Here is a 21552-nt window from a genome sequence, read left to right as displayed (position 1 = left end):
CCGCCGGGCATGCCGCTTGCGTTGTCGGAAAGCCGCGTGGGGTCGGACGGCCCCCGCGGCTTTTTTGCTTGAAGGTGGTCTGAAAGACGTAACAAATTGCCCCCGAATCCGCCATTTGGTCGGATTCGGGGGCGCTTCGCGATAAAATGCGGCTATTCGACGCTCGGCCGCGCCGGTCCGCCCGCCTTTCAGCCGGGACGGGGCCGTAAGACGCCGCGTAGGGCGCAAGGTTTTCATTCAAGGAGTACCACAATGCCTCTCGTATCAATGCGTCAACTGCTGGATCACGCAGCGGAGCACGGCTACGGCCTGCCCGCGTTCAACGTGAACAACCTCGAGCAGGTGCAGGCGATCATGGCGGCGGCCGACGAAGTCGGCGCGCCCGTGATCATGCAGGCGTCGGCCGGCGCCCGGAAGTACGCGGGCGAGGCGTTCCTGCGCCACCTGATCGAAGCGGCGGTCGAGTCGTACCCGCACATCCCCGTCGTGATGCACCAGGATCACGGCCAATCGCCCGCCGTCTGCATGGCGGCGATCAGGAGCGGCTTCACGAGCGTGATGATGGACGGCTCGCTCGAAGCCGACGGCAAGACGGTCGCATCGTACGAATACAACGTCGACGTGTCGAAGAAGGTGGTCGAGATGGCGCACTCGATCGGCGTGACGGTCGAGGCCGAGCTCGGCGTGCTCGGCTCGCTCGAGACGATGAAGGGCGACAAGGAAGACGGCCACGGCGCGGAAGGCACGATGACCCGCGAGCAGCTGCTGACGGACCCGGAGCAGGCCGCGGACTTCGTCAAGCTCACGCAGTGCGACGCGCTCGCGATCGCGATCGGCACCTCGCACGGCGCGTACAAGTTCACGAAGAAGCCGACGGGCGACATCCTGTCGATCCAGCGGATCAAGGAAATCCACGCGCGCATCCCGAACACGCACCTCGTGATGCACGGCTCGTCGTCGGTGCCGCAGGATCTGCTCGCGGAAATCCGCGAATTCGGCGGCGACATGAAGGAAACCTACGGCGTGCCCGTCGAGGAAATCCAGGAAGGCATCAAGCACGGCGTGCGCAAGATCAACATCGACACCGACCTGCGTCTCGCGATCACGGGCGCGATCCGCCGCTACATGTTCGAGAATCCGGGCAAGTTCGATCCGCGCGATTACCTGAAGCCCGCGCGCGAAGCGGCGAAGAAGATCTGCGTCGCGCGCTATCTGGCGTTCGGCTGCGAAGGCCAGGCGTCGAAGATCAAGCCGGTGCCGCTCGAGAAGATCGCCGAGAAGTACAAGGCCGGCGACCTCGCGCAAGTGGTGCGTTGAGTCTGTAGTACGATCTGGCCGGCCCGCGAGCGGGGCGGCCGGATGAGCCCGGTCCGGCTCCGAAGCCGGCCGGCCCCGCCGGGCCAAGCCGTCCGGCCGGTTCGCCGAAGTATCGCAAGGCCGCCGTTCCCGCCAGCCGCGGGGAACGGCGTTTCCCTTTTTGTTTGGCTCCTTATCTGCGAAAAGACGATGTCTACCCTTTACGAATCCACGCTGCGCTCGCTGCCGCTCCTCGGTCGCGGCAAGGTCCGCGACAACTACGCGGTCGGCAACGACAAGCTCCTGATCGTCACGACCGATCGCCTGTCGGCGTTCGACGTCATCATGGGCGAGCCGATTCCGAACAAGGGCCGCGTGCTGAACCAGATGGCGAACTTCTGGTTCGACAAGCTCGCGCACATCGTCCCGAACCACCTGACGGGCGTCGCGCCCGAGACGGTCGTCGCCGACGACGAAGTCGAGCAGGTGAAGGGGCGCGCGGTCGTCGTCAAGCGCCTCGAGCCGATCCTCGTCGAGGCGGTCGTGCGCGGCTATCTCGCGGGCAGCGGCTGGAAGGACTACCAGGCGACGGGCAAGGTGTGCGGCGTCGAGCTGCCGGCCGGCCTGCAAAACGCGCAGAAGCTGCCCGAGCCGATCTTCACGCCCGCGGCCAAGGCCGAGATGGGCCATCACGACGAGAACATCTCGTTCGAGGAAACCGAGCGCCGCATCGGCACCGAGCTCGCCGCGACGATTCGCGACATCTCGATCAAGCTGTACAAGGAAGCGGCCGATTACGCGGCGACGCGCGGCATCATCATCGCCGACACGAAGTTCGAATTCGGCCTCGACGAGCACGGCAAGCTGTTCCTGATGGACGAGGCGCTGACGGCCGATTCGTCGCGCTTCTGGCCGGCCGACGAATACCGGGTCGGCACGAATCCGCCGTCGTTCGACAAGCAGTTCGTCCGCGACTGGCTCGAGGCGCAGGACTGGAGCAAGGAGCCGCCCGCGCCGAAGCTGCCCGACGACGTCGTTGCGAGGACGAGCGCGAAGTACCAGGAAGCGCTCGAGCGCATCACGGGCAAGACGCTCGACTGACCATCGTCCGATTCACCGAAACGAGGAAGCGCACGATGAGCGAAATCCCGACCGCCCACACGCACAGCGCGCCGCTCGTCGGCGTGCTGATGGGTTCCAGCTCCGACTGGGACGTGATGAAGCATGCCGTCGCGATCCTGCAGGAGTTCGACGTGCCGTACGAGGCGAAGGTCGTGTCCGCGCACCGGATGCCCGACGAGATGTTCGACTACGCGCAGAAGGCGCGCGAGCGCGGCCTGCGCGCGATCATCGCGGGCGCGGGCGGCGCGGCGCACCTGCCCGGCATGCTCGCCGCGAAGACGACGGTGCCCGTGCTCGGCGTGCCGGTGGCGAGCAAGTACCTGAAGGGTGTCGATTCGCTGCACTCGATCGTGCAGATGCCGAAGGGCGTGCCCGTCGCGACCTTCGCGATCGGCGAGGCCGGCGCGGCGAACGCGGCGCTCTTCGCCGTGTCGATGCTGTCCGGCACGTCGACCGACTACGCGAACCGGCTCGCCGCGTTCCGCGTGCGGCAGAACGAGGCCGCGCACGCGATGGTGCTGCCGCCGCTGTGAGGCCGCGCGGCCGCCGGCGGCATCGATCGTCCCGCCCGCGGCGGGCGCAGCCGCCCGCCGCCACCGATCCTAGGGGCCATTTGCATATGGAACGCACATGCGAATGCCCGAAATCGCTCGTAGGGCAGGAAGCGAGGAGCGCCGTTTGGCCGAGCCAAGCAAGCAACGAGCGACGCCGCCATGCGGGCGATTTCGGGCATTCCCCTAGAATGTATTTTTGTATCGGGGTTGCCGCGAGAACCGCCGCTCGCCGCGTTGCGCGCCTTGCGAATACGTCCATTCGCAGCGTTGCGCGCCTTGTGAGCGGCCGTTCTCGTGGCAACGCTTGTGCGTTCCGTATGTAAATTGACCCTAGACATGACTGCACTCCCCACCCCGAATTCCCCGATCCTGCCGGGCGCCTGGCTCGGCATGGTCGGCGGCGGCCAGCTCGGCCGCATGTTCTGCTTCGCCGCGCAGGCGATGGGCTACCGCGTCGCCGTGCTCGATCCCGATCCGACGAGCCCCGCGGGCGCCGTCGCCGACAAGCATCTGCGTGCCGCGTACGACGACGAGGCCGCGCTCGCCGAGCTCGCGCAATTGTGCGACGCCGTCTCCACGGAATTCGAGAACGTGCCCGCCGCGAGCCTCGACTTTCTCGCGCAATCGACGTTCGTCGCGCCGGCGGGCCGCTGCGTCGCGATCGCGCAGGACCGGATCGCCGAGAAGCGCTTCATCGCGGCGTCCGGCGCGCCCGTCGCGCCGCACGTCGTGATCGAGTCGGTCGCGCAGCTCGAGGCGCTTGCCGACGCGGAGCTTGCCGCGGTGCTGCCCGGCATCCTGAAGACCGCGCGCCTCGGCTACGACGGCAAGGGGCAGGTGCGCGTCGAGACCGTGCGGCAGGCGCGCGACGCGTATGCGTCGCTCGGCGGCGTGCCGTGCGTGCTCGAGAAGCGCCTGCCGCTCAAATACGAAGTGTCGGCGCTGATCGCGCGCGCCACGAACGGCGAATCCGCCGTGTTCCCGCTCGCGCAGAACACGCATCGCGGCGGCATCCTGACGCTGAGCGTCGTGCCCGCGCCCGCCGCGAGCGAGGCGCTCGTGCGCGAGGCGCAGCAGGCGGCCGTGCGGATCGCCGATTCGCTCGGCTACGTTGGCGTGCTGTGCGTCGAGTTCTTCGTGCTCGAAGACGGCTCGCTCGTCGCGAACGAAATGGCGCCGCGGCCGCACAATTCCGGCCACTACACGGTCGACGCATGCGAGACGAGCCAGTTCGAGCAGCAGGTCCGCGCGATGACGCGGCTGCCGCTCGGCAGCACGCGCCAGCATTCGCCCGCCGCGATGCTCAACGTGCTCGGCGACGTGTGGTTCGCGAACGGCGCGTCGGGCGAGTCCGTCGCGCCGCCGTGGGACCAGGTCGCCGCGATGCCGACCGCGCGGCTGCATCTGTACGGCAAGGAGGAGGCGCGCGCCGGCCGCAAGATGGGCCACGTGAATTTCACCGCGGCGACGCTCGACGAGGCGGTCGCGGGCGCGACCGCCTGCGCGCGCCTGCTGCGCATTGCGCTCGACTGACGGGGCGTACGATGTCGAACGATCGACCGATTCCGACCGCCGAAGAGATCGACGAAGCCGCCGCGCTGCTCGACGCGGGCGAGCTCGTCGCATTTCCGACCGAGACTGTCTATGGCTTGGGCGGCGACGCGCAGAACCCGGTCGCCGTCGCGCGCATCTACGAGGCGAAAGGGCGGCCGGCGAACCATCCGGTGATCGTCCACCTCGCGCCCGGCAGCGATCCGGGCTATTGGGTCGACTCGCTGCCCGCCGACGCGAAGAAGCTGATCGACGCGTTCTGGCCCGGCCCGCTCACGCTGATTCTCAAGCGCGCCGCGCACATTCCGGACGCGGTGAGCGGCGGGCAGGACTCGGTCGGGCTGCGCTGTCCGTCGCATCCGGTCGCGCAGGCGTTGCTGCGCGCGTTCGACGCGCGCCGCGGCGGGCACGGCGGCGTCGCCGCGCCGTCCGCGAACCGCTTCGGCCACGTGAGCCCGACGACCGCGCAGCACGTGCGCGACGAGTTCGGCGATGCCGTCCATGTGCTCGACGGCGGCCCGTCCGACGTCGGGATCGAGTCGACGATCGTGGATCTGTCGCGCGGTTTTCCGGCGCTGCTGCGCCCGGGCCACGTGAGCCCGCAGCAGATCGCCGACGTGCTCGGCGTCGCGCCGCGCCTGCCCGACGGCAGCGACGCGACCGCGCCGCGCGCATCCGGCACGCTGAAGGCGCATTACGCTCCGCGCACGCCGCTCGCGCTCGCGCCGTTCGAGCGGCTCGAGGGGCGGCTCGCGGCCGCGCGCGACGCGGGCGAGCGGGTCGCGCTCGTCGCACGCGCATCGCGCGCCGGCGCGTGGGCGCACGCGGACGGCGTGCACTTCGTCGCGGCGCCCGAGGACCCGCAGGTCTATGCGCGCGAGCTCTACGGGCTGCTGCGCGCGCTCGATCGCGCGCAGGTCGCGCGCATCCTCATCGAGAAGCTGCCGGATACGGTCGAATGGATCGCGGTGAACGATCGGCTCGGCCGCGCGGCGGCCGCGTTCGAAGCGCAGGCGTGAGCGTTGCGCGGTCGGGCGGCTGAGGCGGGCGGAGCCGCGCCGGCTTCGTCATGCTGCTGTCGCCGAAGCGCCGAAGCGCCGAAGCGCCGAAGCGCCGAAGCGCAAAAAGCACCTGAAAACGCCCGGCACAACGAGAAACGCCCGGTTCGCATCACGCGAACCGGGCGTTTTCACTTGAAGCGGCGGAACGTCGCCGCGTGGCGACCGGGGGCGGGGCGCGCGAGACGCCCCCCGCGTCGCGGCGCGGGCTTGCTTACTTGCCGACGCCCGTCTTCGCGATCTGCTGCTCGACGTACTGCGCGAAGAGCGCGTGCAGGCGCGTCGTCGGATGGACCGTGTCGGCGAACATGTACGTCTGGTCGGCGTTCGCGACCGTGTACATCTGCGGCGAGCAGAACAGCGACGAGCCGAACGCGGTCGGGTTCGACACGCCCGACTTCGTCGCCGCGGCGATCATCGATTGCAGGTTGCACGCGGTGCCCGTGTTCGACACGGAGAAGCCGTTCGCCTGGTAGTTCGCGGTGATGCCGTCCTGCCACGTGAACGCGTCGATCAGCACGGCCTTCGTCGGATCGACGTTGAGCGCTTTCAGCGCCGCGGCGAGCGTGCTGTTGAAGATCGTCGACAGTTGCGTGAGCGCGGCCTGCTGGTCCGTCGACACCGCGAGCGGCGTGCCGCCGATGTCCGGCACGTTCGACACGAACACGTGCGTCGCGCCCGCCGCGACGATCTGCTGGACGATCCCCGCGAGCTGCTGAGCGGCGAGGCCGATCTGCTGCGCCGCGGCGAGCTGCGCGGCCGGCGTGTTGCCCTGCGCCTGCGCGACCTGCACCTGATAGAAGATGTCGTTCGCGCCGCCGTTGATCAGCACGATCTGGTTCGGGTTGAAGCTGCCGTGCTGCTGCAGGTATTGCTGCACCTGCGTCGCGACCGGCACGGTGGTCGCCTGCGCGTAGTCGGCGTTCGCCACGCTCGCGTCCGCGTGGCCGATGCCCGGCTGCTGCGTGACGCGCGAGCCGCCCTGCGCGTAGCCGAGGCCGCCCGCCGCCTGCAGCGGCACGCCGAAGCCGCCTTCGAACGCGGGCGTGAGCGTGCCGCCGTAGTAGGCGGCGACGTCCTGCGTCCACACCTGACCCGGATTCGTCGTGAAGCGGCCGCCGCCGAAACCGATCAGGATCTGCGGCGAATAGGTGCCGGTGTCCGACAGACTGTCGCCGAAGGACACGACCTGCATGTTCACGCCGGCGCTCGGCTGCGACGAGCCGTTGTCGTCGCCCCCGCCGCAGGCGGCGAGGATGGCGAACGCGGCGCTCGCGAGCGCGACTTGCGCGCCGCGCCAGAGGCGGCGGCGTGCGGTGCGGGCGGGTTGCTGTTGTCGTTGCGGCTGATTCATGCGGGTCTCTCCTCGTAGATATGCTTGTGTTGCATGGCCTGCGCCGTGCCGCGACGCACGGCGGCGACGCGGCTCGGCGCAATGGTTTGGAATCCGTGTTTCGTTATCGTTCGCGGGGCGCGGCGGCGAGCACGGACGGCTCGGGCGACGGCGCGTGCGCGCTCGCAACCCGTGCATGATAAGCGCTCGCCCATTCGGGCGGACCGAAAACCGCGCGGAGCTTGTTGCGCCAGCCTTCGACGCCGAGCGCGTCGAGCGCCATCGACCGCCATTCGTGGAACGTCGCCACGAGCGGATTGTTCGAGCGAAGCGGCTCGACGATCCCGTATTCGGGCGGGTCCTGCGGGTCTTCTTCGACGTAGCTGCCGAACAGGCGATCCCAGATCACGAGCACGCCGGCGTAGTTGCGGTCGATGTAGCGCGGGTTGCGCGCATGGTGCGCGCGGTGGATCGACGGCGTGTTCAGCACGTACTCGAGCCAGCCGAGTTTCGGGATCGTCTGCGTATGGACGAAAAACTGGAACGCGAGGTTGATGAGCACGATGCCGACGATCTGCTGCGGCGGGAAGCCGAGGAACGCGAGCGGCAGCCAGAACGCCCACATGCCGGCGATCGGGTACATCAGGCTTTGCCGCATCGCGGTCGAGAAGTTCAGGCGCTCGGACGAATGATGGACGACGTGCGCGGCCCACAGCCAGCGCACGCGATGGCTGCAGCGGTGGAACACGTAGTAGAGCAGGTCCTGCGCGACGAACAGCACGGCGAACGACAGCCACGTGGCGTCCCACGTGAAGAGCCGGTAGTGCGTGTAGCAGTACGCATAGAGCGGGATCACGAAGATCCAGGCGATCTTGTCCGCGCCCTGGTGCATCAGCGCGAGCGCCGCGTTGCAGAGCGTGTCGCGCAGGTTGTAGACGTGCTCGCCGGGGCGTGTGCGCGCGAGGTGCCACGCTTCCCAGCCGATGCAGAGCAGGAAGACAGGCGCGAGCGCGAGCAGAAGCAATTCGACGTTGAATTGCATGAGTGTCTCCCTCTTGTTGTGGTTCGAGCGACCCGGTGCGTGCGGCGTGCGAAACGCGTGCGCGGCTCGTCGACGTCAATTGCAGCCAAAAGGGTACGCAATCGGCGTACCGGGCGCGAGGGTGTTTCGTAGAGGGAGTCTTCGACGGGCGCGCGGCATGGGGCGGCGCACCGAGCCGCGGCGGCGGCCGTGGGCAAGACGCGCGAAGGCCGGTGATCCGCGCGGAGCCCGGCGAGAAACGGCAAGGGCGAGGGAAACGGCGAGGGAAACGGCGAGGGAAACGGCGAGGGAAACGGCGAGGGAAACGGCGAGGGAAACGGCGAGGGAAACGGCGAGGGAAACGGCGAGGGCGGAATCGGTTCCGGCCGGCTCTCGGCGGCGCGCCGGGGCGCCGCCGAGAGCCGCGCGCCGCTCAGCGCGGCCCTTCGTACACCCATTCGAGCAGCGCGTCGTGCGCCGCGCGCGCGGCCGACGCGCGCTCGTCGTTGATGAAGCTGACGACGACGTAGCTCGACCCGTCCGCCGACGCGACATAGCCCGCGATCGCGCGCACGTCGCGCAGCGTGCCTGTCTTGATGTGCGCGTTGCCGCCGACGGGCGCGTTCGTCAGCCGGTTTTTCATCGTGCCGTCGACGCCCGCGATCGGCAGCGAATCGACGAACGCCTGCGCGATGGGGCTCGCGTTCGCCGCCTGCAGCATGTCGGCGAGCGACAGCGCGCTCACGCGCTCGTCGCGCGAGAGCCCCGAGCCGTTCTCGAGCGCGAGCCCGTCGGTCGGCAGCCCGCTGTGCGCGAGGAACGCGCGGATCGTGTCCGCCGACTGCGCGGGCGTCGCGGGCGGCCGGTGCTCGACCGCGCCGATCGTGAGGAACAGGTTGCGCGCCATCACGTTGTTGCTGAACTTGTTGATGTCGTGCACGACGCTCGACAACACCGGGCCGTGGTGCGACGCAACGGGCCGCGCGCGGCCCGGCACCTTGCCCTCGGCGATCGTGCCCGAGAACGCGCCGCCCGTCTGCCGCCACAGCGCGAGAAAGCCGCGCGCGAAGAACGCGGAATGGTTCAGCACGGCGAGATTGGTCGTGGTCGGGCCGCAGCGCGGCGGATAGTCGCCCGCGAACGACGCGGTGAGCGCGCCGTTCGCGTCGGTCATGAGCGTCGGGCGCGCGGCGCCGCACGAACCTTCGCCCTCGACGAGCTGGTTGTCGACGTTCAGGTTCGCGAGCGGCGGCACGACGTCGATCGCGATCGCGCCGTTGTCGGTCGGCGTCACCGTGAACGACAGCGCCTTGAACGCGTAGAGGAGCGGATCGGGGCCGACGTTGTACGGCGCGCTCGCGTCGTCGTCGAGCGGCGGCAGGTCGCGCGTCTCGGGCGCGAAGAAGGTCTTGTCGAGCACGAGCGAGCCGTCGACGTTGACGATGCCCGCGCGGCGGATCTTGTCGACGAGGTCGATCAGCTCTTCCGGCACGAGCTTCGGATCGCCCGTGCCCTTCACGTACAGCGTGCCGTGCAGCGTGCCGTTCTCGTCGACCGCGCCGTCCGCGTACGCGCTCGTGCGCCAGCGATAGTCGGCGCCGAGCAGCGACAGCCCGGCGTAGGTGGTGACGAGCTTCATCGTCGACGCGGGCTGCATCGGCCGGTTCGCGTTCCACGCGACGACGGGCGTTCGCTCGCCGATCCGCTCGATGACGACGCTCAGGCTCGACGCCGGCACGCGCGCGCGCTGCAGCGCGACGAGCACCGACGCCGGCAGCACGTTGCGCGCGGTCGAGACCGCGGCTGGATACCGCGGGGGCTTCTTGCGGGCGTCGGCGGGCGCGGCGAACGCGAGCGCGGCGCACGCGGCGACGAGCGCCGCGCCGCGCAGAATGGCGCGCGGCGCGCGGGCGGCGGGGCGGCTCGGGCGGGGCGAAGCGGCGATGCGGGCGGCGTTGGGATTCATCGACGAATACGGAACGGAAGCGCGGAACGGAATGTGACGTGTGCAAAAGGCGTGCGCGCTGCGGCGCAAGCCGCCCATTGTAGAGAAAACGGCGCGCAAGCAGCGTCGAAATCGGCAGATGGTCCGTTTGCGCACGAGGCGGCGCTACAATGTCCGCCATCTCGAACGCATGCGACGGACGTTTTTCAGGATGCGGATATTGCTGGTTGAAGACGATCGGATGATCGCCGAAGGGGTGCGCAAGGCGCTGAAGGCCGACGGCTGCGCGGTCGACTGGGTGCAGGACGGCGACGCGGCGCTCACCGCGCTCGGCGGCGAGGCGTACGATCTGCTGCTGCTCGATCTCGGGCTGCCGAAGCGCGACGGCATCGACGTGCTGCGCACGCTGCGCGCGCGCGGGCTCGCGCTGCCCGTGCTGATCCTGACCGCGCGCGACGCGGTCGCCGACCGCGTGAAGGGCCTCGACGCCGGCGCCGACGACTATCTCGTCAAGCCGTTCGACCTCGACGAGCTCGCGGCGCGCATGCGTGCGCTGATCCGACGCCAGTCGGGGCGCAGCGAATCGGTGATCCGCCACGGCGCGCTGACGCTCGATCCGGCGTCGCACCGGGTGACGCTCGACGGCGCGCCCGTCGCGCTGTCGGCGCGCGAATTCGCGCTGCTCGAGGCGCTGCTCGCGCGTCCGGGCGCGGTGCTGTCGAAGAGCCAGCTCGAAGAGAAGATGTACGGCTGGGGCGAGGAGATCGGCAGCAACACCGTCGAAGTCTATATCCACGCGCTGCGCAAGAAGCTCGGCTCGGACCTGATCCGCAACGTCCGCGGCCTCGGCTACATGGTCGTGAAGGAAGCGTAGCGCGTGAGGTCGATTCGCCATCAATTGCTGATCTGGCTGCTCGCGATCGTCGTGGCCGGAGTGGGGCTCGCCGGCTGGATGATCTACCGGCAGGCGCTCGCCGCCGCGAACGAGCTGTTCGACTACCAGTTGCAGCAGATCGCGGCCGCGCTGCCGTCCGAGCCTTTCTCGCAGGTGCTCGGCTCGCAGACGAACGGCGACGAAGGGATCGTGATCCAGATCTGGAACCGCAACGGGGTGCTGATGTACTTCTCGCATCCGCGCGCGCCGATCGCGCCGCGCGCCGAGCTCGGCTTTTCGACCGAGCGCACCGAGCGCGGCGCATGGCGCGTGTACGGCGCGATCGTCGGCGACAACGTCGTGCAGCTCGCGCAGCCGCTTTCGGTGCGCAACCGGCTTGCCGCGAGCGTCGCGCTGCGCACGCTGTGGCCGCTCATCGTGCTGCTGCCGTTCCTCGGCGCGGCCGTCTGGATGATCGTCGGGCGCGGGCTCGCGCCGTTGCAGCGCGTGACCCGCGCGGTCGAAGCGCGCCGGCCCGAGGCGCTCGATCCGTTGCCCGATTCGCCGCTGCCGCTCGAAGTGCGCCCGCTCGTGCACGCGCTGAACGGGCTGCTCGCGCGGCTCTCCGCCGCGCTCGACACGCAAAAGGCGTTCGTCGCGGATGCCGCGCACGAGCTGCGCACGCCGCTCGCCGCCGTGCAGATTCAGGCGCAGCTCGTCGCGCGCGCGCAGGACGACGCGTCGCGCCGCGAGGCGATCGCCGATCTGCAAAGCGGCGTCACGCGCGCGACGCGCCTCGCTGAGCAACTGCTCGCGCTCGCGCGCGCGGAGCCCGGCGACGCGACGGTGCGCGAGCGCGTCGATCTGCGCTCGATCGTCGAGGAGTGCGTCGCCGCGCACGCGCCGCTCGCGCAGCGGCGCGACATCGATCTCGGCTTCGAGGAAGTCGAGGACGCGGCCGTGAACGCCGATCCCGCCGCGCTGCGCGTGATGTTCAACAATTTGCTCGACAACGCGGTGAAGTACACCCCGGAGGGCGGCCGCATCGACGTGTCGCTCACGCGCGGCGACGGCGCGCGGGCGCGCGTGCAGATCGGCGACAGCGGCCCGGGCATTCCGGCCGCCGAGCGCGAGCGCGTGTTCGATCGCTTTTACCGCGACACGTCGGCGCGGGCGCGCACCGACGTGTCGGGCAGCGGCCTCGGCCTCGCGATCGTCAAGCGGGTGGCCGCGCAGCAGCGCGCGACCGTGACGCTCGGCGAAGCGGCGGCGGGGGGGCTACTCGTGAGCGTCGTGCTGCCGTGCGCGGCCGACGCGTGACGGACCTGCGCGGGACGCGGCGGACGCGGGCCGCGCGCGGCGAAACGCCCGATGCTCGTTGCGAACCGCGAACCGCGAACCGCGAACCGCGAACCGCGAACCATGTTTCGTTGCGCCGCGCCACCGCACATCGGTTTTGCCCCCGACCGCGCCCGTCGTCCGGCCAATACGCCGCGCCCGGCGCGGCCCGGGCCCCAAGCTTGCTCGACAATTTTCGTCCGTTTAAGGGTTCCCGAAACCGATTAAGCCTGCTTTAAGACAGGGTCGCTACGCTTCGAACCATTAGACGAGGAGAACGATCGATGACTACCCGAATCCTTGCGCGTGGCGCAGTTGCCGCGGCCGTCGCCGCGGCGTTGGCGGCGGGGTACGTGGCGGGCACCCGTCACTCGGAGCCGCAGATCATCACGCCGGCCGTCGCCGCGCTGATGCCGGCCGAAGCGGCCGCGAAAACCGGCATTCCCGACTTTTCCGGGCTGGTCGAGACCTACGGGCCTGCCGTCGTGAACATCAGCGCGAAGCACGTCGTGCAGCGCACCGCGCAGCGTCGCGCGGCGCCGCAACTGCCGATCGACCCGGACGATCCGTTCTACCAATTCTTCCGACATTTCTACGGGCGGATTCCGGGGATGGGCCCCGGCGGTCAGCCGCAGCCGGACGACCAGCCGAGCACGAGCCTCGGCTCGGGGTTCATCATTAGCCCGGATGGGTATATCCTGACCAACGCGCACGTGATCGACGGTGCGAACGTCGTCACCGTGAAGCTCACCGACAAGCGCGAGTACAAGGCGAAGGTCGTCGGCGCCGACAAGCAGTCCGACGTCGCGGTGCTGAAGATCGACGCGTCGAGCTTGCCGACCGTGAAGATCGGCGATCCGGCGCAGAGCAAGGTCGGCCAGTGGGTCGTCGCGATCGGCTCGCCGTACGGGTTCGACAACACGGTCACGTCGGGCATCATCAGCGCGAAGTCGCGCGCGCTGCCCGACGAGAACTACACGCCGTTCATCCAGACCGACGTGCCGGTGAACCCCGGCAACTCGGGCGGCCCGCTCTTCAACCTGAACGGCGAGGTGATCGGCATCAACTCGATGATCTACTCGCAGACGGGCGGCTTCCAGGGCCTGTCGTTCGCGATCCCGATCAACGAGGCGATGAAGGTGAAGGACGAGCTCGTGAAGACGGGCCACGTGAGCCGCGGCCGGCTCGGCGTCGCCGTCCAGGGGCTCAACCAGACGCTCGCGAGCTCGTTCGGCCTCACGAAGCCCGACGGCGCGCTCGTCAGCTCGGTCGATCCGAAGGGGCCGGCCGCGAAGGCGGGGCTGCAGCCGGGCGACGTGATCCTGTCGGTCGACGGCGTGCCGGTGCAGGACTCGACGATGCTGCCCGCGCAGATCGCGAGCATGAAGCCCGGCACGAAGGCCGATCTGCAGATCTGGCGCGACAAGTCGAAGAAGACGGTGTCGGTGACGCTCGCGTCGCTGACCGAAGACCAGGCGAAGGCGGGCGTCGACGAGCCCGTCGAGCAGGGACGCCTGGGCGTCGCGGTGCGGCCGCTTTCGCCGCGCGAGCGCAACGGCTCGTCGCTCACGCACGGCCTCGTCGTCCAGCAGTCGGCGGGCCCTGCCGCGAGCGCGGGCATCCAGCCGGGCGACGTGATTCTCGCGGTGAACGGCCGGCCGGTCACGAGCGCGGAACAATTGCGCGATGCGGTCAAGCGCGCGGGCAACAGTCTTGCGTTGCTGATCCAGCGCGACGACGCCCAGATTTTCGTGCCGGTCGATCTGGGCTGAGCCGGGCCGATGTCCCGGCCGGCATGGCGGGCCGGCGCGACGGCCACGCGGCCGCCGCCCGCCGCCCGTCTTTGTTCGTCGCCGCCGCCGGTGGTCCCTGCGGGGCCTCCGGCGTCCGGCTGACAGATTCAAGGAGCGAATCATGCGACAGCAAACCATTTCCCACTACCTGATCGCGGCGGCGCTGGCTTTCGGCGTCGCGGGCGTCGCGCGCGCGCAGCCCGGCTTGCCGGACGTGCAGCATCAGGGCGATGTCGGCTTCGTGTCGGGCGGGGTGGGGCAAGACGAATCCACCGCGTTCCAGCGCAACGAGAGCAACTGGCCGCTCGCGCTGCGCTTCACGGGCGCGGGCGGCGAGTATCTCGCCGACGTCCACGTATCCGTGGTCGACGCGAAGGGCGCCGAAGTGCTGAAGACCGACGCGCGCGGTCCCTACATGCTCGTCAGGCTGACGCCGGGGCGCTACACCGTGCACGCGAGCTACAACGGCAACGAGCAGACCCATGCGGTCACGGTGCCGGCGAAGGGCGGCGTGAAGGCGGCATTCTCGTGGAAGGCGCAGTGACCCCGCTGCGACGATGACGCCGCGCAATTTGCGGCGGTTTGGCCGATAATGCGATTACAAGCGGCGTTTCGCCGCGGCCATGCTAATTTTCGGCCGGCGCGTGCGCGCAGCGGCCGGAGGGGAAACCGATGTCCGACGCCGCAGGCCATCGCATCGAAATCGAGCCGAACCGCCATCGCGTTCGCGTGATCCATCGGGGGATCACCTATGCCGATTCGCTTGCCGCCTACACGCTGAGGGAATCGGGCCTGCCCGACGTCCAGTATCTGCCGCGCGGCGACGTCAACATGTCGCGGCTCGCGCCGTCCGATCGCGTGACGCGCTGCGAGCGCAAGGGGCCGGCAACCTATTTCCATCTGCATACCGAAGACGGCGTGATAGAGAACGCCGCATGGAGTTACGAGGAGCCGCCGGAGATCGCGGATGCGATCCGGCACTATGTCGCGTTCGATGCCGCGTGCGTCGACCGCATCGACGTGACGTCCTGACGCGGCGGCTCATCGGGGGAGGCGATCATGGAACTGAACGATGCGTTGTGCATTCCGCTCGCACCGTCCGTCGTCTGGGACGCGCTGCAGGATCTCGCGCTCGTGCGCGCGAGCCTCGATCATTGCGAGTCGTTTTCGCGGCTGGCGCGCGGCGAGTACGCGCTCGCGCTGACCGTGCCGCTCGGCCCGCTGCGCGCGCGCTACGACGTGCGTGCACACGTCGTCAGCGAGCGCCACGACGAGCCGGAGCACACGAGACGCACGCTGAACTTCCGGGCGCGTGCGGACGGCATCGGCGCGCTGCGCGGCCAGATCGACGTCGTGCTCGCGCCCGCCGACGATGCGCCGGACGCGATCCGCGGCGAGCCCGCGACGCGGATCGAATACGCGGTGTGGGCGACGGCGTCGGGCCCGCTCGCCGAGCTGCCGGGCCGCCAGATCCAGAATGCGCTGCACGAGCTTGCCGACGATTTCTTCACCGAGTTCTGCGAGGTCGTGCAGGCGAAGCACGGGCTCGCGCCGAACCGCGCGCGCGACGGCGCGCCGCGGCGGCAGCACGTGTTCCTGCGGCCAGCCGGGTTCACGGGCATCGCGCGCCGCGCGCATGCGCAGCATCTGGGCGGCGCGCTGACGGGGCGCGCGGCGAGCGCGCTCCACCATCGCGAATCGAACCCGGTGCCGCTGTGGGCGTGGGCCGCGATGATCTTCTTCGTCGCGCTGCTGCTGTATGTGGCGCGCTGGTTCAACGGCGGCTGAGCCTCGCCGTTTCTGACGCTTCGGCCCCGCTTCGGCCCCGCCTCGGCCGCTGCGCCGTGCCGGCGCTTCGCCGCGACGCCCAATCGGGCGCACACGGCGTTTCGCGCTGCTCGTCCGGCGCCGCGCATTTCGAGCATCTCGCGCATCTCGATTTCTCGCCCGATTCCCTTTCCGGCCTAGCGCGGCGAACGCCCGGCGCACGGCCGCTTCGTCACGCCGCGCCGCCCGCTCAGCCGTCCTTGCGCATCGCGGGGCTCGTGCGCAGCATGTCGAAGCAGCCGTCGACGAGCTTTTCCGCGTGCCGCTCCGCATCGATCTCGCCCGGCAGCATCAGCATGTCGCGCACGAAGCCGCTCACGAGCGTGTGCAGCATCAGCGTCGCCCGCCACGTGTCGAGATCGGCCGGTAACTGGCCGTTCGCGACGCCCTGCGCGAGATCCGCTTCGATGTTGCGCAGCGCGTCGCGCATTCCTTCGCGGTTGCGCTGCAGGAGCGGCCCCATGTCCGCGACGTACTCGCACTTCATGAACAGGATGCTGAACACGCGCCGCAGCTGCGGATCGCGCGCGACGCCAAGCAGGCACCAGATCAGGATCTCGCGAATCCGGCCGAGCGGGTCGGCGTGCGGCGCGCCCGTGTCCGCCTTCAGCTCGTCGATCGGCAGCAGCACGCGGTCGAACATCGCGTCGAACAGCTCGCTCTTGCTCGCGAAGTGCCAATAGATCGCGCCGCGCGTGACGCCCGCGTGCTGGGCGATGTCGGCGAGCGACGTGTGCGACACGCCTTTTTCGAAGAAGACGTGTTCGGCGGCGTCGAGGATGCGGTCGCGCGTCGCGAGCGCCTCCTCCTTCGTGCGTCTGGCCATTCAGAAGCTCGTCATGTGCAAAGTCGAGGTCATTGCGTTAATAATAAGGGTTGCATCGCAGGCGCCGCATGCCGGTCGTCCCCGTCCGGCAGTTGTAAACCTTGGTAATTTGTAAGAAATTGTGCGGCGCATGAAGGACTTTTACATACATTCGTGAATGTATATACAATGCCAGCTTACGGCCGAATGGCTTTCGAGGCAATCAGTTAATATCCGTCTCTGCTGATTTCCCTCCTCATTGTTGTTCCGCGCGTACCGCGGTTGCTCCGCGCGGCGGCATCCCGGCACGGCAGTCACGTGCCGCTGTTGTATTCGCAGTCAAGCAATTCAGTTGTCCGATCCGCGCCGCAAGGCGCGTTCGTGTTGCGTCCCCGAGGGCCGGCACTTATTTCATCCAGTTACAAACGAGGTCGCTCCATGCGCGTCGAACGGGTTCCATACCGCTTAATCACTGTCGCGACAGCCGCCGTCTTCCTGGCCGCGTGCGGAAAAAAAGAATCGGCTCCGCCTCCTCAAACGCCGGAGGTCGGCGTCGTCACCGTGCAGCCGCAATCCGTGCCGGTGGTCTCGGAGCTGCCGGGCCGCACGAGCGCGTATCTCGTCGCGCAAGTGCGCGCGCGGGTCGACGGCATCGTGCTGCGGCGTGAGTTCACCGAGGGCGGCGACGTCAAGGCCGGCCAGCGCCTTTACAAGATCGATCCCGCGCCGTACGTCGCGCAGCTGAACAGCGCGAAGGCGACGCTCGCGAAGGCGCAGGCGAACCTCGCGACGCAGAACGCGCTCGTCGCGCGCTACAAGGTGCTCGTCGCCGCGAACGCGGTGAGCAAGCAGCAGTACGACGATGCGGTCGCCGCGCAAGGGCAGGCGGCCGCCGACGTCGGATCGGGCAAGGCGGCGGTCGACACCGCGCAGATCAACCTCGGCTACACGGACGTGGTCTCGCCGATCACGGGCCGCGTCGGGATCTCGCAGGTCACGCCGGGCGCCTACGTGCAGGCGAGCCAGGCGACGCTGATGTCGACCGTCCAGCAGCTCGATCCGGTGTACGTGGATCTCACGCAGTCGAGCCTCGACGGCCTGAAGCTGCGCCAGGACATCCAGAGCGGGCGCATCAAGACGGAAGGCCCGGGCGCGGCGAAGGTCACGCTGATCCTCGAGGACGGCAAGCCGTACTCGGAGCAGGGCAAGCTGCAGTTCAGCGACGTCACGGTCGACCAGACGACGGGCTCGGTCACGATCCGCGCGATCTTCCCGAACAAGCAGCGCGTGCTGCTGCCGGGCATGTTCGTGCGCGCGCGCATCGAAGAGGGGGTCAACGACAACGCGTTCCTCGTTCCGCAGATCGGCGTCACGCACGATCCGAAGGGCCAGGCGATCGCGATGATCGTCGACGAGAAGGGCAAGGTCGCGTCGCGCGTGCTCACGACGAGCGGCACGCAGGGCCAGAACTGGGTGGTCGAGGGCGGCCTGCAGGCGGGCGACCGCGTGATCGTGCAGGGCATCGACAAGGTGCGTCCGGGCATGTCCGTGAAGACCGCCGACGCGCAGTTGCAGGCCGCGTCGGGCGCAGCGCAAGCGGGCGCCTCGCCCGCCCAGGCCGCGGCGGCGAGCGCGGCCGCATCGGGTGCCGCGCCGTCGAGCGTAGCCGCCGCGTCGAGCGCGCAATAACAGGGGGCCTGTTTCATGGCAAAGTTTTTTATCGATCGCCCGATCTTCGCGTGGGTGATCGCCATCATCCTGATGCTGGCCGGGGTCGCGGCGATCTTCACGCTGCCGATCGCCCAGTATCCGACGATCGCGCCTCCGTCGATCCAGATCACCGCGAACTATCCGGGCGCTTCGGCGAAGACTGTCGAAGACACGGTCACGCAGGTGATCGAGCAGCAGATGAGCGGTCTCGACAACTTCCTGTACATGTCGTCGACGAGTGACGACTCGGGCAACGCGACGATCACGATCACGTTCGCGCCGGGTACGAACCCGGACATCGCGCAGGTCCAGGTGCAGAACAAGCTGTCGCTCGCGACGCCGATCCTGCCGCAGGTGGTTCAGCAGCTCGGCCTGTCGGTGACGAAGTCGAGCAGCAGCTTCCTGCTCGTGCTCGCCTTCAACTCCGAAGACGGCAGCATGAACAAGTACGACCTGGCGAACTACGTCGCGTCGCACGTGAAGGACCCGATCAGCCGGATCAACGGCGTCGGCACCGTCACGCTGTTCGGCTCGCAGTACGCGATGCGGATCTGGCTCGATCCGACGAAGCTCACGAACTACGGGCTCACGCCGGTCGACGTGACGAGCGCGATCTCCGCGCAGAACGTGCAGATCGCGGGCGGCCAGCTCGGCGGCACGCCGGCCGTGCCGGGCACCGTGCTGCAGGCGACGATCACCGAGCAGACGCTTTTGCAGACGCCCGAGCAGTTCGGCAACATCCTGCTGAAGGTGAACCAGGATGGCTCGCAGGTGCGCCTGAAGGACGTCGCGCAGATCGGCCTCGGCGGCGAAACGTACAACTTCGACACGAAGTACAACGGCCAGCCGACCGCGGCGCTCGGCATCCAGCTCGCGACGAACGCGAACGCGCTCGCGACGGCGAAGGCGGTGCGCGCGAAGATCGACGAGATGTCGTCGTACTTCCCGCATGGCCTCGTCGTCAAGTATCCGTACGACACCACGCCGTTCGTGCGCCTGTCGATCGAGGAAGTGGTGAAGACGCTGCTCGAGGGTATCGTCCTCGTGTTCCTCGTGATGTATCTGTTCCTGCAGAACCTGCGGGCGACGATCATCCCGACGATCGCCGTGCCCGTCGTGCTGCTCGGCACGTTCGCGATCATGTCGATGGTCGGCTTCTCGATCAACGTGCTGTCGATGTTCGGCCTCGTGCTCGCGATCGGCCTGCTCGTCGACGATGCGATCGTCGTCGTCGAGAACGTCGAGCGGGTGATGGCGGAAGAGGGCTTGTCGCCCAAGGAAGCGACGCGCAAGGCGATGGGCCAGATCACGGGCGCGCTCGTCGGCGTCGCGCTCGTGCTGTCCGCGGTGTTCGTGCCGGTCGCGTTTTCCGGCGGGTCGGTCGGCGCGATCTATCGCCAGTTCTCGCTGACGATCGTGTCGGCGATGGTGCTGTCCGTGCTCGTCGCGTTGATCCTGACGCCGGCGCTGTGCGCGACGATCCTCAAGCCGATCCCGCAGGGGCACCACGAGGAGAAGAAGGGCTTCTTCGGCTGGTTCAACCGAACCTTCAACGCGAGCCGCGACAAGTATCACGTCGGCGTCCACCACGTGATCAAGCGCTCGGGCCGCTGGCTCATCATCTATCTGGCGGTGATCGTCGCGGTCGGCCTGCTGTTCGTGCGTCTGCCGAAATCGTTCCTGCCCGACGAGGATCAGGGGCTCATGTTCGTGATCGTCCAGACGCCGTCGGGCTCGACGCAGGAGACGACCGCGCGCACGCTCGCGAACATTTCCGATTACCTGCTCACGCAGGAAAAGGACATCGTTGAATCCGCGTTCACGGTGAACGGCTTCAGCTTCGCGGGCCGCGGCCAGAACTCGGGCCTCGTGTTCGTCAAGCTGAAGGACTACTCGCAGCGGCAGAGCGCGAACCAGAAGGTGCAGGCGCTGATCGGCCGGATGTTCGGGCGCTATGCGGGCTACAAGGACGCGCTCGTGATTCCGTTCAACCCGCCGTCGATTCCCGAACTCGGCACGGCGGCCGGCTTCGACTTCGAGCTGACCGACAGCGCGGGTCTCGGCCACGACGCGCTGATGGCCGCGCGCAATCAGCTGCTCGGAATGGCCGCGAAGGACCCGACGCTGCAAGGCGTGCGCCCGAACGGCCTGAACGACACGCCGCAGTACAAGGTGAACATCGACCGCGAGAAGGCGAACGCGCTCGGCGTCACGGCGTCGGCGATCGACCAGACGTTCTCGATCGCCTGGGCATCGAGCTACGTGAACAACTTCCTCGATACCGACGGCCGGATCAAGAAGGTGTACGTGCAGGCCGACGCGCCGTTCCGGATGTCGCCGGAAGACCTGAACATCTGGTACGTGCGCAACGGATCGGGCGGGATGGTGCCGTTCAGCGCGTTCGCGACCGGCCACTGGACGTACGGCTCGCCGAAGCTCGAGCGCTACAACGGCATCTCGGCGATGGAAATCCAGGGCCAGGCCGCGCCGGGCAAATCGACCGGCCAGGCGATGGCGGCGATGGAAACGCTCGCGAAGAAGCTGCCGACGGGTATCGGCTATTCGTGGACGGGGCTGTCGTTCCAGGAAATCCAGTCGGGCTCGCAGGCGCCGATCCTGTATGCGATCTCGATCCTCGTCGTGTTCCTGTGTCTCGCCGCGCTGTATGAAAGCTGGTCGATTCCGTTCTCGGTGATCATGGTGGTGCCGCTCGGCGTGATCGGGGCGCTGCTCGCCGCGACGATGCGCGGGCTCGAGAACGACGTGTTCTTCCAGGTGGGGCTCTTGACGACCGTCGGCCTGTCCGCGAAGAACGCGATTCTGATCGTCGAGTTCGCGCGCGAGCTGCAGCAGACGGAGAAGATGGGGCCGATCGAGGCGGCGCTGGAGGCGTCGCGGCTGCGGCTGCGTCCGATTCTGATGACGTCGCTCGCGTTCATTCTCGGCGTGCTGCCGCTCGCGATCAGCAACGGCGCCGGCTCGGCGAGCCAGCACGCGATCGGCACGGGCGTGATCGGCGGGATGATCACGGCGACGTTCCTCGCGATCTTCATGATCCCGATGTTCTTCGTGAAGGTGCGGGCGGTGTTCAGCGGCGAGAAGGAAGACGCCGACGAAGCGCTGCGCCTCGCGCACGAGCACATGCACCGTGACGAAAAGCCGGAGCACGGCGACGACGCTGGCAAGAAGGATTAAGTGATGAAGCGAAAACATGCTTTGACTGCGCTCGCAGTCGCCCTGCTCGCGACGGGCTGCACGCTCGCGCCGCGCTACGAGCGTCCGGCCGCGCCCGTGTCGGGCGCGTTCCCGACCGACGGCGTCTACG

The 21552-nt window shown here is 68.6% G+C and carries 17 protein-coding genes; 13 read left to right on the top strand and 4 right to left on the bottom strand.

The features are described from left to right. Window positions 1-252 precede the first annotated feature (252 nt). From fba to X946_RS21345, 5 genes are all read left to right on the top strand, one after another. Entirely contained in the window at window positions 253-1317 is a 1065-nt protein-coding gene (gene fba / locus X946_RS21365; RefSeq protein ID WP_038751664.1) for a class II fructose-bisphosphate aldolase, read from the top strand. 189 nt (window positions 1318-1506) lie between these two features. Then, a complete protein-coding gene (locus X946_RS21360) occupies window positions 1507-2397 on the top strand; it encodes a phosphoribosylaminoimidazolesuccinocarboxamide synthase (protein ID WP_038751661.1) in 891 nt (296 codons plus the stop codon). A 35-nt stretch (window positions 2398-2432) separates the two neighbouring features. Further along, a complete protein-coding gene (gene purE, locus X946_RS21355; RefSeq protein ID WP_038751659.1) occupies window positions 2433-2951 on the top strand; it encodes a 5-(carboxyamino)imidazole ribonucleotide mutase in 519 nt (172 codons plus the stop codon). A 357-nt stretch (window positions 2952-3308) separates the two neighbouring features. After that, complete coding sequence (locus X946_RS21350) at window positions 3309-4505, top strand: 5-(carboxyamino)imidazole ribonucleotide synthase (protein ID WP_038751656.1); 1197 nt, start codon at window positions 3309-3311, stop codon at window positions 4503-4505. 11 nt (window positions 4506-4516) lie between these two features. After that, the gene (locus X946_RS21345; RefSeq protein ID WP_038751653.1) at window positions 4517-5542 is read left to right on the top strand and encodes an L-threonylcarbamoyladenylate synthase; all 1026 of its coding nucleotides are present in this window, start codon (window positions 4517-4519) and stop codon (window positions 5540-5542) included. A gap of 253 nt (window positions 5543-5795) precedes the next feature. On the opposite strand, the gene X946_RS21340 is transcribed toward X946_RS21345, so the two are convergent. From X946_RS21340 to dacB, 3 genes are all read right to left on the bottom strand, one after another. Further along, complete coding sequence (locus X946_RS21340) at window positions 5796-6935, bottom strand: SGNH/GDSL hydrolase family protein (protein ID WP_038751650.1); 1140 nt, start codon at window positions 6933-6935, stop codon at window positions 5796-5798. Between the two features lie 103 nt (window positions 6936-7038). Continuing rightward, on the bottom strand, window positions 7039-7956 hold the full coding sequence (locus X946_RS21335) for a sterol desaturase family protein (RefSeq protein WP_038751647.1): 918 nt from the start codon (window positions 7954-7956) through the stop codon (window positions 7039-7041). Between the two features lie 412 nt (window positions 7957-8368). Then, window positions 8369-9901, bottom strand: coding sequence for a D-alanyl-D-alanine carboxypeptidase/D-alanyl-D-alanine endopeptidase (gene dacB / locus X946_RS21330; protein WP_038751714.1), 1533 nt, complete (start codon window positions 9899-9901; stop codon window positions 8369-8371). A gap of 190 nt (window positions 9902-10091) precedes the next feature. Here dacB and X946_RS21325 point away from each other — a divergent pair, with 190 nt between their 5' ends. The 6 genes from X946_RS21325 (at window position 10092) to X946_RS21300 (ending at window position 15673) form a co-directional block, all read left to right on the top strand. Next, a complete protein-coding gene (locus X946_RS21325) occupies window positions 10092-10754 on the top strand; it encodes a response regulator (protein WP_038751711.1) in 663 nt (220 codons plus the stop codon). 3 nt (window positions 10755-10757) lie between these two features. Then, window positions 10758-12074 (top strand): ATP-binding protein, encoded by a 1317-nt coding sequence (locus X946_RS21320; RefSeq protein ID WP_038751646.1) that lies wholly within the window; start codon window positions 10758-10760, stop codon window positions 12072-12074. Between the two features lie 302 nt (window positions 12075-12376). Further along, window positions 12377-13864, top strand: coding sequence for a DegQ family serine endoprotease (locus X946_RS21315; RefSeq protein WP_038751643.1), 1488 nt, complete (start codon window positions 12377-12379; stop codon window positions 13862-13864). A gap of 142 nt (window positions 13865-14006) precedes the next feature. Beyond that, a complete protein-coding gene (locus X946_RS21310; protein WP_038751641.1) occupies window positions 14007-14429 on the top strand; it encodes a carboxypeptidase-like regulatory domain-containing protein in 423 nt (140 codons plus the stop codon). Window positions 14430-14557: 128 nt separating this feature from the next. Beyond that, entirely contained in the window at window positions 14558-14917 is a 360-nt protein-coding gene (locus tag X946_RS21305; protein WP_038751638.1) for a DUF427 domain-containing protein, read from the top strand. A 27-nt stretch (window positions 14918-14944) separates the two neighbouring features. Next, a complete protein-coding gene (locus tag X946_RS21300) occupies window positions 14945-15673 on the top strand; it encodes a CoxG family protein (protein ID WP_038751636.1) in 729 nt (242 codons plus the stop codon). Between the two features lie 229 nt (window positions 15674-15902). On the opposite strand, the gene bpeR is transcribed toward X946_RS21300, so the two are convergent. Beyond that, window positions 15903-16538, bottom strand: a complete 636-nt coding sequence (gene bpeR, locus X946_RS21295) for a TetR family transcriptional regulator BpeR (protein WP_038751633.1) — start codon at window positions 16536-16538, stop codon at window positions 15903-15905. Window positions 16539-16955: 417 nt separating this feature from the next. On the opposite strand from bpeR, the gene bpeA reads away from it, so the two are divergent. Both bpeA and bpeB read left to right on the top strand, forming a co-directional pair. Continuing rightward, window positions 16956-18206, top strand: coding sequence for an efflux RND transporter periplasmic adaptor BpeA (gene bpeA, locus X946_RS21290; protein WP_038751630.1), 1251 nt, complete (start codon window positions 16956-16958; stop codon window positions 18204-18206). Window positions 18207-18221: 15 nt separating this feature from the next. Further along, a complete protein-coding gene (gene bpeB, locus X946_RS21285; protein ID WP_038751627.1) occupies window positions 18222-21422 on the top strand; it encodes an efflux RND transporter permease BpeB in 3201 nt (1066 codons plus the stop codon). The last annotated feature ends 130 nt before the right edge of the window (window positions 21423-21552 follow it).

The sequence above is a fragment of the Burkholderia sp. ABCPW 111 genome (assembly GCF_000773065.1).
In the GTDB taxonomy this organism is placed as follows: Bacteria; Pseudomonadota; Gammaproteobacteria; order Burkholderiales; family Burkholderiaceae; genus Burkholderia; species Burkholderia savannae.
Note: the sequence above shows the minus strand (reverse complement) of the source record. Positions and strands in the feature narration are given on the sequence as shown.